Genomic DNA, 15,753 nt, shown 5'->3' with positions numbered 1-15,753 from the left:
GAGTCAGAAGTTGAAGCGTCAGTGGCCGGCCGACGACGTATCCACGCCGGGCTGCGGTTTCTTGAGCAGAAGCGCCAGCGGGACGCATGCCGCCAGTGCGATGCCGAGCACCCAGAATGTTTCGGAAAACGTGATAACCAGCGCTTGCTGCTGGATCTGCAGGGCGATCTGACCGAGCGAGCGCATCTGCGAATGAGCCATGTCGCCCGTTTGCGTGAACCAGTTCGCCGCGCCCGCCGCCAGGCGCTCCTGTCCGATCAGCGAGTTGGCGCTGATCGACTCGCGCAGCACGGCGGTGTGATACGTCTCGCGGCGGTCGATGAGCGTGCCGATGATCGCAAGCCCCACCGACCCACCCAGATTGCGCGCCATGTTATAGAGCCCTGCCGCATCGCCCGAGTCTTCGCGCGAAACGGCGGCCATCGAGGCCTGATTGAGCGGCATCATCGCGAGCATCTGCGCCGTGCCGCGCACCAGTTGCGACCACACGAAATCGTGACCCACGCTCTGTGCGGTAAGCGAAATATCGAGCATGCAACTGAGCGTGAACAGCAACAGCCCGCTCACCACCAGCACGCGAAAATCCACCTTGCCCAGCAGGCGCGGCAACACGGGCATCATCGCGAACGCGGGCAAGCCGGAAAGCAGCATGATCGCGCCCGATTGCTCCGCGTTATAGCCCGCGACCAGCGAGAGAAACTGCGGCAGCAAATACGAAATGCCGTAGAGCCCCGCACCCACTGCAAACACGATCACGATCACACTCGCATAGCGCGGATTGCGCATGAGCGAAAGGCGCAGGATCGGCTTTTTGGCCATGAACTGCGAAAGCGCGATAAGCGCCATGCCTGCAATCGTCACCCACGAGAGCATGACGATCATGTTCGATTCGAACCAGCGCTCGCGCTGCCCCTCTTCGAGCACGACGGTGAGCGAACTCAGTCCCACCGCCAGCCCGGCGATGCCGAGCCAGTCAGCCTTGAAAAATGCTTCCCAATGCGGGCGATCGGGCTCGAGACCGACGATCAGCAGCGTGATGAGCGCGAGACACACGGGCAGGTTGATGAAGAAGCACCAGCTCCAGCTGATGTTTTCCGCAAGCCAGCCGCCCACGACCGGACCAAGCAGCGGCCCGAGCAGCACAATGAGGCCGAACACCGTCATGCCGATCGGCAACTGCGAGAGTGGCAGACGCGTGCGGATGATGGTCTGGCCGGTGGGAATCATCGCGCCGCCCGTGAAGCCCTGGCCGATGCGCCCTGCAATCATCAGGCCGAGCGAGTTCGACCAGCCGCACGTCATCGAAAAGCCGATAAAAAGCGCGGAATTGACGAGCAGAAAATTTCGCAGTCCGAAGACCCGCGTGAGCCACGCAGCAAGCGGAATCATCACGATCTCGGACATCAGGTAGCCCGTGGAGATCCACGTGCCCTCGGTGCCGGTCGCGCCAATCTCGCCTTGAATCTGCGGCAGCGCCGAGTTCGTAATGGAAATGTCGAGCGTCGCCATCAGCGCGCCAAGCGCGCCGGCCGCCACCGCGATCCAGTCGGCCACGCTCGCGCGCTCGCCGGGCGGATGCGCGGCGCCCGCCTGTCCAGTGGTGTGTTCAGCCACGATGGTTCTCGGCGTCGATGCGGCGGTCGTCCTCGCGAGCGGAACGGGTGTCGACGTCCACGGTCACGGACATGCCGGGCAGCAGCACGCCGCGCGTGTCGGGACCGGTCTCGACACGGATGCGCACCGGCACGCGCTGCACGATCTTGGTGAAATTGCCGGTGGCATTTTCTGGCGGCAGCAGCGCGAATTGCGCGCCGGTGCCCGGCGAAAAGCTGTCCACCACCCCATGCAGCGTATGGCCCGGGAGTGCGTCGACATGCATCTCCACAGGTTGGCCCACGCGCATGCGGCCAATCTGCGTTTCCTTGAAATTCGCGGTGAGGTAAGTCTGCTGCACAGGCACCACGGTGAGCATGCGCGTGCCGGGCTGCACATACTCGCCCACGCGAACCGTGCGGTCGCCCACGCGCCCCGCGAGCGCGCTCCTCACCACGGTGTTGTCCAGATCGAGTTGCGCCTGTGCAGCATTGGCGCGCGCCGCCTCGAGTTGCGCGCGGGCCTGTGCGATCTGTGCGGTGAGCGCGGCGATCTGTGAGCGCGCGGCTTCCACGGCGGCGGTGTCGGCGGCCAGCTTGGCCTGAGCCTGTTCGCGCTGGCTCTTGAGTTCCGCGAGACGATCGGCGGTTTCCGCGCCTATTGCGGTAAGGGGCGCATAGCGCGCGACTTCGTCTTGAGCGTGGTGCAGGCCCACGCGCGCCACTTCCTGCTGCGCCTGGGTCTGGGCAATGTTGGCATGCTGTTGCGCGAGTTGCGCCTCGGCATGCTGGATGTCCGCGTTGCGTGCGTCCACAGTCGCGTTCGCCTGATCGAGCGCGACCTGGTACTGGCGTGCGTCGAGTTTCACGAGCGGGTCGCCGGCCTTCACCCCCTGGTTGTCGGCCACATAAACATCCGTGACATAGCCGTTCACCTTCGGCGCGATTGTCACGCTATCGGCCTTCAGATAAGCGTCGTCGGTGCTCTCGATGAAGCGCCCGACGAGCCACCAGTGGCCGCCCCATGCCACCGAAGCAACCAGCGCCACGAGCCCGAGCGCCGCCAGCACGATGCGCCGGGTGCCACGCTTTTCAGCCGAAACGGCATCGCTCGACGCTTCGCGCCCCGATGCCCCCGCAGTCGTAGACATGTTTGCATGAACCTTAAATGATCGGAATTATTCCAGTTGGCAAAATTATTCCATTCGGAAAAATTGTGTCAAGTGATATATTTCTGAAAACCTGGGTGCTAACCGGATGCTTATGAACGAACCGAAACGACTGCGCCGCCCGGCGGCGGGCGGCTATGCGCGCGGAGACGAAACGCGCCGCAAGATCATCGAAGCCGCCATCAGCCTGTTCGGGCAGCACGGCTTCGAGGGCGCCTCGACGCGGGACATCGCAGCGCGCGCCGGCGTCAACGCACCGGCGCTGCAGTACTACTTCGAGAACAAGGAAGGGCTTTACCGCGCGTGTGCCGAGTCACTCGCCGACGCTTCGTGGGAGGCCTTCGAGCCCGCCGTGCTGCGCGCCCGCACGGCGCTCGAGCGCGACGCCGACACCGCCGTGCTCATCGAAGCGTTTCTCGACATTCAGCGCAGCGTGGCCGACCGCACCTTCGTAAAGCACTGCGAGCCGGACCAGCGGCTTTTTTTCGCGCGCGAGCAAGGCGGCGGCGAGCCCGAAATCGGCACCGAGGTGCTGCGCGAGCGTGTGCGCATGCCGCTGAACGTAGTGAACTCGGCACTGCTGGCCCGCATCACGGGCCTCGCCGCCGATGATCCGCTCACCATCGTGCGCATGTTCAGTCTTTACGGGCAATTTCTGCTCTTCTACGTCGCGCGTCGCTCGACGCTCACGATGCTCGAATGGAAAGACATCGATGCCGCAAAAGCCGAGTTCCTCAAGGCGAACATCGGCGAACAAACGCGCGTGCTGCTCGAACACTGGAGCCGGGAGCGTGACGCGCATGGGGCTTGAAGCCTGCTTGACGCCGGCTTGAGGCTCGAAAAGCAGCGGACGCCCGCGTGAGTTTCCAATCCGGAACCAAACCGGCATTTGGATTCGCTTCGGAAACCCCGATCGGCATGGACACTTTGGCATTCGAACATCGCCAATTGGCTCGTGCGAAGCGTCTATGCGCGTGCTAGTGTTAAAAACTTATTCCGTGCTTTCGGCCCCGCCATGTCTCCCACTACTGCTGTCGTCAGCATTCTCGCCGCCGTCCTGCTCGGCGCAATGAGCCCCGGCCCCAGCTTCGTGATGGTCGCGCGCAACGCGATCGGCCTGTCGCGCCGGGACGGTGTCGCGACTGCTTTCGGCATGGGCATCGGCGCGATCTGCTTTGCCGGCGTTGCGCTGGTGGGTCTCTATACACTCCTCTCCACCGTCGAGTGGCTCTACGCCGGACTCAAGATCGCTGGCGGCCTTTACCTCCTCTACATTGCCTCGCGCATCTGGCGCGGCGCGGGCCAGCCTGTGATCATGAGCAAGGGCGAAGCACAGGGAGCCTGTCCGGGCAAATCGTTCTGGACCGGCCTGACGACCCAATTGAGCAACCCGAAAACGGCCGTGGCTTACGGCAGCATCTTCGTGGCGCTGCTCCCGCAGCATCCGCCGCTCTGGTGCTATTTCGCGCTGCCGCCGCTCGTGTTCGCGATCGAAACCGGCTGGTACACCGTAGTCGCGCTCTGCTTTTCGAGCCAGCGCCCGCGCGATATTTATCTGCGCGCGAAGCATTGGATCGACCGCATCGCGGCGGGCGCGATCGCCGCACTAGGCTTGCGGCTGATCCTCAGCGCGGGCCGGCGAGGGCTCTGAAGCACGGCTGATCCGCGGAGCAACAGGGAGCGAAGATAAACAAAGGAAACAAAATTTCGTTTCCGCACTTGACAATCTATCTTCCAGTAGATAAATTCCAACCCATGGAAACGAAGTTGACAGTACGCGAGCAGGTATTGGACCACGCCATCACGTTGATGATGCTGCGCGGCTACAACGGCTTCAGCTATCGCGACCTTTCGGAACTCGTGGGCGTGAAAACGTCCAGCATCCACTATTACTTCCCGTCGAAAGACGACCTGGTGCTCGAAGCGGTGAATCAGTACAGTGGCGAAGTCATGCGCGCCCTGCAGGCAGTAGACCCGGCGCTACCCGCGAACGAGAAGCTCACAAGGTACACGCGGATGTTCGGCAAGACGCTTGGCGACGGTGACCAGATCTGTCTGTGCGGCATGCTGGCCGCCGACATCGGCACACTGCCAGAGACGGTGCGCGAGGCTGTGCAAGCATTCTTCCGCGCCAACGAAGCGTGGCTCGCAAAAGTGCTGGCGCAAGGCGTAGAGGAAGGCACGCTAGTTGCGCGCGGCAAGCCGGAAAGCGCGGCACGCACGTTGTTCGCGGCGCTGCAGGGCAGCGTGCTGGCGAGCCGCTTGTTTCATACGAAGGCGCGGCTCGAAGACGTGGAAGCAATGTGGAAAGCCGTTCCCTGATGGGACGATCGGAAATGTTTGAACGAAGGCGGCGTGCCGCCTTTTTATGGCAGCATTTGTCTATCTATCACTAGATAGTGAATAGGCGACTATGATCATGCGACGCCACGAATGGTCGATATTGTCGCTGTAACGTTGTAGCGCAGTTCGTCGCGAAGACCGCCCTCGGTCTGGACGACTAATGATTCAGCCGATTCACACCCGCAGCGCCATTTGCTGCAAAGCTCACCAAGGAGAGTCAGCCATGTCGATCGAAAAAGTTCTCTACACTGCAGAAGCAACCGCAACCGGGGGCCGCGATGGCAGCGCAGTGGTGCCCGCAAGCCATCTCGCGTTCAAGCTCACCACGCCGCGCGAACTGGGCGGCGCGGGCGGCGATGGCGCCAACCCCGAACAACTGTTTGCCGCTGGCTATAGCGCCTGCTTCATCGGTGCGATGAAGTTCGTCGCTGCACGCGACAAGATCGCCATTCCGGCCGACGCCTCCATTACTGGCCGTGTGGGCATCGGCGCGATTCCCAACGGCTTCGGCATCGAAGTCGAACTGCGCATCTCTCTGCCCGGCATGGACCGTGCCGCTGCCCAGGCACTCGTCGACAAGGCCCATATCGTGTGCCCGTACTCGAACGCCACGCGCAACAACATCGACGTCACGCTGACGATCGTCTAACGACGCGCCGGTTATTTTCTCGATTTCCGATCGGAACGGTCGAGCCGCGCAGGCCTGCGCGGCTCGACCGTTTTATTTTCCCGTTATCGGATGAGAAACTCCGGCCCGGCGATCCGGCGCTTCAGCTTCAGGCGGCCGCTACATCGTGGGCAAGACCCGCCATCAAGCCGCTCGCACGCTGAACCTTGGCCTGCACTGCGCGGTCGAGCACTGAACGCCCTTCGGGAAGCGCCAATGTGAGAAACGCGCGCGCCCGGGTGATGCCGGTGTAGACGAGTTCGCGCGTGAGAATCGGACTGTAGGTATCGGGCAGCACGAGCGCTGCATGCGTAAACTCGGAGCCCTGCGACTTGTGGACGGTCAACGCGAACACGGTTTCGACCCCCTGCAAGCGGCTCGGCGACACCCATTTCACGCCGCCCGTGCCGTCGCCGGCCGGAAACGCCACCCGCAACACTGGGGGCATGCCGACCACCACCGGCAAATCCAGCGCGATGCCAATATCGCCATTCATCAAGCCCAGTTCGTAGTCGTTATGCGTGACGAGCACTGGCCGGCCTGCATACCAGTCGCCGAGCGGCTCGATCAGCCCCTCCTCCTGCAGAATCCGCGCGACGCGCCGGTTGAGCCCTTCCACGCCCCACGCCCCGCGCCGCAGCGCGCACAGCAGTTGGAACTCGGTGTGCGCCTTCAGCACCTCGGCCGCCCAGACGGACAAAGCCTCGGGCGATGCACCCGGCGCGGGACGCAAGACGCCCATGGTGAGCAGGTAATGCCGGTAGCCGCGCCGCTGTACAACGTTCTCGTGCCGTTCACGTGCACCTTCATCCAGTGTCTCGCTCACGATGCCATCGACGATCAGCGCGCGCAGCGGCGCATCATCGTGCGCGGGGCAGATGAGCCGTGCAAGATCCGCGTACCCGTGTCGCCAGATCTTCGCCACGCCTGTGGCGTCGCCCACGTTGACGAGTTCGGCAAGCGCGCCGATCCCGCTTTGCGATGCGAAACGGTGGCTCTCGCGCAACATGGCCACCGCCTGATCGAGCGGCGTGCCGTGCGCGTCGAGCATCCCGGCATCGATTCGTTCGCCCGTCGCGGCTTCGAGCCACGCACGCGACGCTTGCGTGTAGTGGCCTTCACGCGCGCGGTTGCAAAGTTCGCCCAGCACCGCGCCGGCCTCCACCGAGGCCAGTTGGTCCTTGTCGCCGAGCAGCACGAGACGCGCCGTGGGCGGCAAGGCGTCGAGCACGGCCGCCATCATCTCGAGGTCGACCATGGAGGCCTCGTCGATCACGAGCACGTCCACGGGCAGCGGATTACCCGCATCGTGACGAAAGCGCCGGCTGCCCGGCCGCGTGCCGAGCACGCGATGCAAGGTGGTCACCGTGGTGGGGATTGCGCCGCGCAGCATGGCGGCGTCCACCTGATGCGAACCAAGCTGCTGCGCGAGCGCCTCGAATGGCAACCGCGCGACGGCGCTGGCAATCGATTCGTTCAGCCGCGCCGCCGCCTTGCCGGTGGGGGCGGCGAGACGAATCCGCAGCGGCCGCCCGCCCTCTGCGGCCTGACCGAGCGCAAGCGTCTGCAATAGCGCGAGCAATTTCACAACTGTGGTGGTCTTGCCCGTGCCGGGACCACCGGTGATGATGCCGAAGGCGCTGCGCGCCGCGAGCGCACAGGCGAGTTTCTGCCAGTCCGCGCCTTTCGCATTGGCGCGGCGCGGCTCGAACAGGATGTCGAGCGCGTCGCGCGCGCGCGACGCCGGCAACCCGGCCTCGAGCCGTGTGCCCAGTGCAAGCCGCGCCTCGATGCCCGCGCGCACGTCCTGCTCGTACTGCCAGTAGCGCCGCAAATAGAGGCGCGTGCCGTCAAGCACGAGCGGCGTGTTGCCCTGCTCGCGTCCGACCAGGTCGGGTACGTCGAGTGCGGCCAGCCACTGCGTGAGCGTCACGCCAGCCAGCACTTCGGCAGGCGGCAGCGGCGGCTCGTCGGAGGGCAACTGCGGACGGTCGGGTGGCAAGGACAGTGCGAACGCTGGATCGTCGAGCGTCGCCTGCAAGTCGAGACAAACATGTCCGCGTCCCAATTGATGACTCGCAAGCGCTGCCGCCAGCAACAAGAGCGGCGGCGCGCCGGGCGCTTCGTCGAGCAGAAAACGGGCAAAGGCGCCATCGAGCGTGCGCAGCCAGCCGCGCTCAACCCAACGGCCGAGCGTGCCGAGCATCCGCGCGGACGACTCATATGACGTTGCATGCACAACCATATCGACCTGACCAGCGATTGGTGCCGGCTCATTCGCCCTCCCGTCCTGGCCGGCATCGAGTGGCTCGTCGAACTGCGCGAACAGATCCCCAGTCACGCCGATGCCGTCCTTCGGCCCGCGCGCCGCCGTGGTACGCCGCTTCGTCATGCTGCGCCCTCCAGCATGCCGCGATGCGCGAACAACGCATCGAGTCGCTCGATCAGTTCGCGCGGCGGGCGTTCGCAATGCAGGCCCTGACTCGGCGAGTGGCCGCCGCGCAGGAACAGGTAGACCGCGCCGCCCACGTGGCGATCGTAATCGTACTCGGGCAGGCGCGATTTGAGCAGGCGGTGGAGCGCGAACAGGTACAGCACGTATTGCAATTCATAGCGCGAGTGGAGAATTTGCGAGCGCATTCTTGCAGGCGTATAGGAAGCGTCGTCGGGGCCGAGCCAGTTCGACTTGTAATCGGCCACGTAATAGCGGCCCTCGTGGATGAACACGAGGTCGATGAAACCCTTGAGCATGCCATTCAGCCGCGCCGCATCGAGTGGCGGACGGGCCGCGCCATCCAATGTCATTGCCGTGACGAGCGCATCGAGTTCCTGCGTGTCCACCTTGTGCACGGCGACCCAAAACTCCATTTCGGCCATATACGACGGCTTGTCGAGCGACGAAAGCTCGACGGGCGACACGGCCTCGCCGCCGATCGGCGGCAAATGCAAAGGCATGCTGATGAATTCCAGCATCCACAGCGTGAGCGTGTCGATCCAGCGATCCCAGCCGCGCACGCTGCAACGGCGCGCGATCATGTCGCGCAAACGCGCAGTGTCGCGGTCTTGCGCGATTTCCGCGAACCCCTCGTTTGCGACCCACTCCATCAGTTCATGCAGGAAGCTGCCTGCATCCGCGCCGCGCTCGAAACCGTGCATCGGCGCGATTGCGGCGGACTCGGGCACGACAAGCTCCGCATCTTCGTCAACGGGCGCGCTTGCGCCCAGCAGTTCGAGGAACACGTCTTCGCCACGCGTATCGGGGGCCGTGCGCGCATCCTCTTCCGCGCGCGCCGCGTAGGCATCCTGCGCGCCCTCCACCGTCTTCAGGCTCGAATAGCTCGCGATCCACCACGGCATGCGCGCGCGCCGCGGGAACACGCGAGCTTGTCCGCGCGCCTCGTCCGGCGCTTGCAAGGCGAATATTTCGTTGCCTGGCTTCGGTGCCTGCGTCACGGCAATGTCGGCGCACGATCCACGCAATGTCTCGAGCAGCGTCTCGCTCTGGTCCACCGGCAACGTCGCCCCGCCCCCGACGAGGTAGCCGAACGCGCTCGCCTCCACGCTTTGCACAGGTGCATAGCCGATCCACGTCGCGTAACGCGCGCGCGTGAGCGCGACGTACAGCTTGCGCAGGTCCTCGCCAAGCCGCTCACGGTCGGCCTGCACGAGCACGTGCGGGTCCGCTTCGAGCGTGACATGGAGATCGCCGTTCTCGTCGTGCCATTTGAGCGGCACGTCGTCGTCCTTCACGGCGCGATGGGCGCACGCGAAGGGCAAAAACACGAGCGGGTATTCAAGCCCCTTCGACTTGTGTATCGTCACCACCTGCACGAGCCCCGCATCGCTTTCGAGGCGCAGTTGGCGGGTGTCGCCTGCGCCGCCCGCGCTTTCGTCCTCGCGCTGCTCGTCGAGATAGCGAATCAGCGCATGCTCGCCGTCGAGTTGCGTGCTGGCCTGCTGGAGCAGTTCGGCCAGATGCAGCAGATTTGTGAGCGCGCGTTCGCCGTTGAGACCCGAGGCCGCACTCTGCCCGAGCAAACGCTGCGGCACATGAAAGTCGTTGAGCAAACGCCGCAGCATCGGCAGCACGCCCTTCTTGCGCCACACCTCGCGATAGCCGCGGAACTGCAGCACGCGCGCCTCCCAGGCGATTTCGTCGCGACCGAGCGCATCGAGCTCGCCCCACGCGAGGCCCAGCGTTGCCGTTGCAAGCGCGCTGCGCACGAGGCGGCCGTCGTCGGGTTCCGCGCAAGCGCCCAGCCAGTAGCGCAACTCCTCCGCCTGCGGCGTCTGGTAAACGGAATCGCGATCGGACAGATAAACGCTGCGCACGCCACGCTGCGCAAGCGCCTCACGAATGGCCCGCGCCTCATCGCGATTGTTCACGAGCACGGCCATATCGGCCGGCCGCAAGGGCTTCATGCCATGTTCACCATCGAAGCCCGCTGCCTGCGTCTGCCCCAGATTCAGCAGCCGCACTATTTCGCTCGCGCAACTCGCAGCCATGCTGGCGAAATATGCAGTCTTGCTCAACGGTTTGCCGTCTTCCGTGGCGGGCAGCCACCATATATTGAGCGCCGCGAGTGCGCGGTCGTCCGCAACCAGTTCGTCGGCGCGGCCATGCGCGTCCGCCGCGACAAACGGCAACGCGTTCGTCTTGCCTTGCCCGCCGCGAAACAAAAACGCACCACTGCCTTCCGGTCGCGACTCCGCGGCTTCGAAGCAACGATTAACCGCATCGACCATCGCTCGCGTGGAGCGGAAATTTTTCTTCAGCGTATAAAGACGCCCCGTGCACGCGCGCCGCGCACGCAGATAGGTATAAATGTCGGCGCCGCGAAACGCATAGATCGCTTGCTTGGGATCGCCGATCAAGACGATTGCCGTCTCGCTGCGATTCGCTTCGATGTCGTAGATGGAATCGAAGATCCGATACTGCACTGGATCCGTGTCCTGAAACTCGTCGATCAGTGCAACCGGATATTGCTTGCGAATGATCTCGGCAAGACGCGGTCCGTTGGGGTTCTTCAACGCAGCAAGCAAACGCGTGAGCAAGTCGTCGAAACCCATTTGCGAGCGGCGGGCTACCTCCTGCTCGAAGCGCTGCGCGATCCAGCGCGCGGCGTGGCACAGAATGGGCAGCTTCGCCTCGGGGCGCGCGGCGAGCGCTTCGCGCAACGTCTCCATCGCGGAGAAACACGCGTGAGCGGGCGGCTCGCCGTCCTTCCAGATTTCGGCAAGCCCGGCTGGCGTGAGACGAGTCCACACTGCCGCGTCGTCCTTGAAGCCGGGATGCGTGCCCAACGGATCGTTTGCCCATTCGCGCAGCTTGTCGAACCACATTTCGCTGTGCCGCGTATTCAGCTTCTTCGCGTCGAACTGCTTCTTTGCGCGCGCGGCGGCGATCAGCGCCTGCGCTTCGTCGACGCCGGCCCGCCATGGTTCCTTGAGCGCTTCGAGCGCCTGCTGGGCCCGCTCGCGGGCATCGCGCAATGCCACCTCGGGCGCCGGCGCCTCGGGCAGCAGCTCCGTGTGCGCAAGCAAGCCGCGAATCGCGCCATGCAAGTCATCGGGGCTCGCGAACCATGCGCGCACTTCTCCAGCGCTCTGTGCATCGAGCGCAGCCATAAAGGTGCGCCAATAGTCTCGCACCACCTCGGCACGCAATTCGGCCTGGTCGGTTTCCAGCGTCTGCGAGAAGAGGCTGTCGCTGTCGAACGCATGCTCACTGAGCATGCGATTGCACCAGCCGTGGATCGTCGAAACGGCGGCCTCGTCCATCCATTCGGCGGCAAGCTGCAAGCGTCGGGCGCATGCGGGCCACTGCTCTGGCGCGTACTCTTCCCGCAGATCATGCAACAGATCAGCACCGGGCGAACACCGCGCCATGTCTTCGGGCAGCGCGCGAAAATACTCGGCCGCTTCGATCAACCGCGCGCGAATGCGCTCGCGCAGTTCCTTCGTGGCGGCATCCGTGAAGGTCACCACGAGAATCTCGGGTGGCGTCAAAGGGCGCATCCCCTCGGGCGCGCTCATCGCTTCGTCCTGCTCGACGTCCGCGTCTTGCCCGCCATGGCCGAGCACGAGCCGCACGTACAGCATCGCAATCGTGAACGTCTTGCCGGTGCCCGCGCTCGCCTCGATCAGGCGGCTGCCATGAAGCGGGAAGCGCAACGGCTCCAGCACGTCGGCGACCATGTCGTCCGGCGGGGTCGTGTGCGGGGTCATTCGGCTTCTCCAGCGGTATCGGCAACATTCGGCGCGACGCGCCCCGGCTTCGATGAAGCAAGCGGAGCGCGCTGTATCGGCAGCAACAATGACGTTGCCAGCGCAGCGAATTCTCCGCCATCCACCAGCCGGTCGAAATCGGCAAACGCCCTGCGCAAATAGGGATTGGTATCGCGCTCGCCCGCCAGGCGCGCCGCACCCTCATACGCCGTGCGCGCAGCGTCCCACGCTTGCGGCGGCACCATCGAGGACGCCGGATCGAAATCCGCCGGCAGCTTGCGCAGCCAGGCAAACGCGGTCTTCACGGCAAGCGGCAATGGCCTGCGCCCACCTTCGTCCCACGCTGCAAGCAACGCGAGCAGCCACGGGCGCGCGATTTCCGGCGCGACGGGCGCGAACTCCACCATGCCCACCTTGCTCACGATCACCGTGGTCACGGCACCCGCCGCAAGTTGCGCGGCGATATGCGCGACCCAATAGGCGACGAGACGATCACCGCGATACTTGTTGTCCTTCACCAGCGTGCCGGCATCGAGAATGACGCGCCCCAGTGCGCCGCCTTCGCCTTCGCGCACGTCGTCGATCCAGTCCTGAAGCACTAACGCGCGGCCATCGATCTGCGCATCGAGACGAATTTCGTATTGGCGCGCGAGCGGCGTGCTCCAGCGCGCAAGCGCCTTGCGCCACGCGTCGAACAGGTCCTGTATCGGCGCGAGCAGTTCCTCGCCGATAACTTCGCCAAAGCCGCCAGCCGCCAAATCACCGCTGCGATGCATGCGATCGAGCCGCGCGCGCGCCACGGCATCGAGATTCTCCTCGCCGCGCTCCATGGCCGTCATCTGCGCGCGAATCAATTCGCCCTGCAATTGCCACGCCTGCAAGGCATCCACTTCGAAGGGCTCGTGGTTCTCGCTCGCCTCGTCCTGCATTTCGAGCCCTACGCGCAGGCGTTGACGAAAGAAGCTGCGCACCGGATCGCGCAGGAATTCGCCGAGTTCGCGCACGGAAAGCGGCTCGTCGCGCTCGGACGGGGGCAATGGCGCATCCGCTTGCGCCGCACCGGCCAGCGGCGCGGGGCGGCTCCATTCATGCGCGTAGGTGTAGAGCGTTGCGCCGTTCTGGTCGGCAGGAAAATAGTCCGCGCTGAATGGCTGCAAACGATGCTCGATCGTCAGCGCATCGAGCAACGCCTGCGGTGCGCGATGCGCATCGTTCTCGTCGTGTTCGAGGCGCCAGCCGGTCTTCAGATGGTCGCGCAACTGGCCGACGAGCACCGAGGGCGGACGCGGCGTGTTATCGGTCACGCTGCGGCCCACCCACGAAATATGCAGATGATCGCGCGCGGAAAGCAGCGCTTCGAGAAACAGATAACGGTCGTCTTCGCGGCGCGAGCGGTCTCCGGGCCGATAGTCGCGCCGCATCAGATCGAAATCGAGCGGCGTGCGGCTGCGCGGATAGTCGCCGTCGTTCATGCCGAGCAGACAGACGTGACGAAACGGAATCGCACGCATCGGCATAAGCGTCGCGAACGTCACCGCGCCCGCGAAAAAGCGCTGCGCAAGGCCGCCGCCGTCGAGTTGCCCGAGCCAGTTCTCCGCTACGATCGCGAGCGGCAGCGCATTCGCAAGCGCCGCCTCGCTGCACGCTTCGCGCCACGTTTCCAGGGCGTTGTCGAGGCGTTCGAGCGTATAGGCGTCCTCGCCTTCGCCCGCCGCAAAGAACGTCGTCTTCAATTCGCGCAGGCGCTCGCACCAGACGTTCACGGTGGCCGGCTCGCGCAGCGTACGCCACGCGTGATCGAGTGCATCGACAAGACGCGTGAGTGGCCCGAGCAGCGCGGCGTCGAGCCCGCCGATTTCCGCATACGGCTCGATGCCGCGCCACGTGCCCGAGCGATCGCCCGCCGCATAGCCGAGCAGCATGCGCCGCAGCCCGAAGGCCCAGCTATTGGGCGCGCTCGCGTCTTCGCCCTGCGGCAAGCCGAGGCTCGCGCGCTGCTCGCCATGCAGGCCCCAACGGATGTTCGCGCCATCGATCCAGTTGCGCAGCGTGGGCACGTCCTCGGCGTCGATGTCGAAGCGCGCACGCACGGCCGGCACTTCGAGCAGGTCGAGCACGTCGCTGACCGTCACGCGCGCGTGCGGCAGCGAAAGCAGCATCTCCAGTGCGCCGATCAGCGGGTCGAACGCACGCTGCGCGCGGTCCGCGATGCTGAAGGGGATATAGCGCGGGTCGTCGCTATCGACGAGCCCGAACACGGCCTGAATATGCGGCGTGTAAACCTCGATATCGGGCACCATGACGATCACGTCGCGCGGCCGCAAAGCGGGGTCCTCCGCAAACGCCGCAAGCAGCCGGTCGTGCAGGATTTCTACTTCGCGCTGGGCGCTGTGCGCGACATGGAAACGAATCGATTCGTCAACTTGCGGATCGACGGCGGGCCAGTGTTCGCGCGTCTCCGCCAGCGGCCGCAGATCGCGTATGTCGTCCTGCAATTGCTGAAGCAACGTGTGCGCGTCGCCGCCGTCGAACAAGTCGATGCGCTGGCCGATGCGCGTGAAATGCGGCGCGTAGGTCTCGCGCGCTTCGTCGCTGTCGTATTCGTCGAGCATGCCGATGAAGTCGCGCCCCTGCTTGCCCCACGCCGCCAGCAAGGGCTGCGCGTGCAGATGCAGTTGCGACTCGTCGAGCGCCACGGGCGTGCCCGCACGACGGCGCTGGCGCGCGTGCCGCGCGCGCAGCAGATCCTGGTCGGCGACGATATCGGCCCAGTAATGCATACACGGGTTGTGCACGCACAGCAGCACCTGACTCCAGCGCGCGAGCGCCGCGAGCACTTCGAGCGACTGGCGCGGCAGGCTCGAAATGCCGAACACGACGAGGCGGCGCGGCAGCCCGCGCGGGCGCCCATCGCCCTCCTGCCACGCCTGCGCGCGCTGCATGAACAGCTCGTGCACGGCGGCGCGGCCCGTGAGCGCCGCCGCGCTGCCTTGCGGCGCATTCGCGCTCACGTCGTCGAGCAGCGCGCGCCAGAGCGCAGCCTGCCAGCGCGCCTCGTCAGTCAGCGGAATGCGGTTGTTGCGCGCGTCGATCACCACATCGTCGTGCGCGGCCCATGCGGCGAGCCAGTCGGCGCGATAAACCTGGTACTGGTCGAACAGATCGGCCACGCGCTGCGCGAGCTGGAAGCACTTGCGCTGCTCTTCGTCGCTCGCCATGAAACGTTTGAGCGGTTCATAGCCGGGCGTATCGAGCAACGCGGGCAACATACGCATGAGGCGCCAGACGAGGCGCGACTTGTCGAACGGCGAAACCGGCGGTACCGCGTCCTCGCCCAGCACGGCGCGGTAGACCGCCCAGAGAAAGCGCGACGGCAGCGACATTTCGAGCGCGGCCGCAATGCCGCAGCCACCGTCCTCGGGATCGGCCGCAAAGGCGAGCTTGAGCCATTGCGCAATGCCGTTGCTCTGCACCAGCAGCATTTCCTTTTCGAGCGGTGCGATCGGGTGCTGGCTGATCCATTGCACGATCAGGTCGCGAAGCCGCTCCGGCTCGTTGCCGTGGACGAGCATCAGCCCAGCGGGCAATTCGCGCGCGCTCAAACGCGGCCTCCGTGAGCCGTGGAGGAAATTGCAGCAGGAGACGAGCAGGGTCCGGGGCGGAGTCGAAGCGTGAGAAGCGTGAAAAATGCGGCCATGTCGCCTGGTGGTGTTTGTTGCCGATAAGAAACACTGTGCAGGCCGGCTCTGTGAGC

The 15,753-nt window shown here is 65.0% G+C and carries 9 protein-coding genes; 4 read left to right on the top strand and 5 right to left on the bottom strand.

The annotated features are described in order from the left end of the window. Positions 1-18: 18 nt before the first annotated feature. Both PWP93_RS34335 and PWP93_RS34330 read right to left on the bottom strand, forming a co-directional pair. Positions 19-1,614, bottom strand: coding sequence for an MDR family MFS transporter (locus tag PWP93_RS34335; RefSeq protein WP_421047989.1), 1,596 nt, complete (start codon positions 1,612-1,614; stop codon positions 19-21). Continuing rightward, positions 1,607-2,743, bottom strand: a complete 1,137-nt coding sequence (locus tag PWP93_RS34330) for an HlyD family secretion protein (protein WP_421047988.1) — start codon at positions 2,741-2,743, stop codon at positions 1,607-1,609. Before PWP93_RS34330 ends, PWP93_RS34335 begins: the two co-directional genes overlap by 8 nt. A gap of 112 nt (positions 2,744-2,855) precedes the next feature. On the opposite strand from PWP93_RS34330, the gene PWP93_RS34325 reads away from it, so the two are divergent. The 4 genes from PWP93_RS34325 (at position 2,856) to PWP93_RS34310 (ending at position 5,753) form a co-directional block, all read left to right on the top strand. Beyond that, a complete protein-coding gene (locus PWP93_RS34325) occupies positions 2,856-3,572 on the top strand; it encodes a CerR family C-terminal domain-containing protein (RefSeq protein ID WP_421047987.1) in 717 nt (238 codons plus the stop codon). 204 nt (positions 3,573-3,776) lie between these two features. Further along, positions 3,777-4,412 (top strand): LysE family translocator, encoded by a 636-nt coding sequence (locus tag PWP93_RS34320; protein ID WP_421047986.1) that lies wholly within the window; start codon positions 3,777-3,779, stop codon positions 4,410-4,412. Positions 4,413-4,516: 104 nt separating this feature from the next. Then, positions 4,517-5,083: a TetR/AcrR family transcriptional regulator gene (locus PWP93_RS34315; protein WP_421047985.1), complete on the top strand. Its 567-nt coding sequence runs from the start codon at positions 4,517-4,519 to the stop codon at positions 5,081-5,083. 244 nt (positions 5,084-5,327) lie between these two features. Continuing rightward, positions 5,328-5,753 carry an organic hydroperoxide resistance protein gene (locus PWP93_RS34310; protein ID WP_421047984.1) on the top strand — a complete coding sequence of 142 codons (426 nt, stop codon included), beginning with the start codon at positions 5,328-5,330 and terminating at the stop codon, positions 5,751-5,753. A gap of 127 nt (positions 5,754-5,880) precedes the next feature. Here the strand turns inward: PWP93_RS34310 and recD are convergent, their stop codons facing one another. From recD to recC, 3 genes are read right to left on the bottom strand one after another with little or no spacing between them, the layout of a single operon-like run. Continuing rightward, positions 5,881-8,163: an exodeoxyribonuclease V subunit alpha gene (gene recD, locus PWP93_RS34305; RefSeq protein ID WP_421047983.1), complete on the bottom strand. Its 2,283-nt coding sequence runs from the start codon at positions 8,161-8,163 to the stop codon at positions 5,881-5,883. Then, entirely contained in the window at positions 8,160-11,999 is a 3,840-nt protein-coding gene (gene recB / locus PWP93_RS34300) for an exodeoxyribonuclease V subunit beta (RefSeq protein ID WP_421047982.1), read from the bottom strand. Before recB ends, recD begins: the two co-directional genes overlap by 4 nt. Continuing rightward, positions 11,996-15,601 (bottom strand): exodeoxyribonuclease V subunit gamma, encoded by a 3,606-nt coding sequence (gene recC, locus PWP93_RS34295; protein WP_421047981.1) that lies wholly within the window; start codon positions 15,599-15,601, stop codon positions 11,996-11,998. The genes recB and recC overlap by 4 nt, the downstream gene beginning before the upstream one ends. Positions 15,602-15,753: the final 152 nt, after the last annotated feature.

Origin of the sequence: Paraburkholderia sp. A1RI-2L (assembly GCF_048957375.1) — a bacterium.
Classification (GTDB): domain Bacteria; phylum Pseudomonadota; class Gammaproteobacteria; order Burkholderiales; family Burkholderiaceae; genus Paraburkholderia.
The sequence above is the reverse complement of the archived record's forward strand: the minus strand, read 5'-3'. Positions and strand labels throughout refer to the sequence as shown.

Bases quoted from the DNA above. Each gene is read 5' to 3' on its own strand.
- PWP93_RS34330 (WP_421047988.1), bottom strand. From the start codon at position 2,743: ATGTCTACGACTGCGGGGGCATCGGGGCGCGAAGCGTCGAGCGATGCC.
- PWP93_RS34325 (WP_421047987.1), top strand. From the start codon at position 2,856: ATGAACGAACCGAAACGACTGCGCCGCCCGGCGGCGGGCGGCTATGCG.
- PWP93_RS34320 (WP_421047986.1), top strand. From the start codon at position 3,777: ATGTCTCCCACTACTGCTGTCGTCAGCATTCTCGCCGCCGTCCTGCTC.
- PWP93_RS34315 (WP_421047985.1), top strand. From the start codon at position 4,517: ATGGAAACGAAGTTGACAGTACGCGAGCAGGTATTGGACCACGCCATC.
- PWP93_RS34310 (WP_421047984.1), top strand. From the start codon at position 5,328: ATGTCGATCGAAAAAGTTCTCTACACTGCAGAAGCAACCGCAACCGGG.
- recD (WP_421047983.1), bottom strand. From the start codon at position 8,163: ATGACGAAGCGGCGTACCACGGCGGCGCGCGGGCCGAAGGACGGCATC.
- recB (WP_421047982.1), bottom strand. From the start codon at position 11,999: ATGACCCCGCACACGACCCCGCCGGACGACATGGTCGCCGACGTGCTG.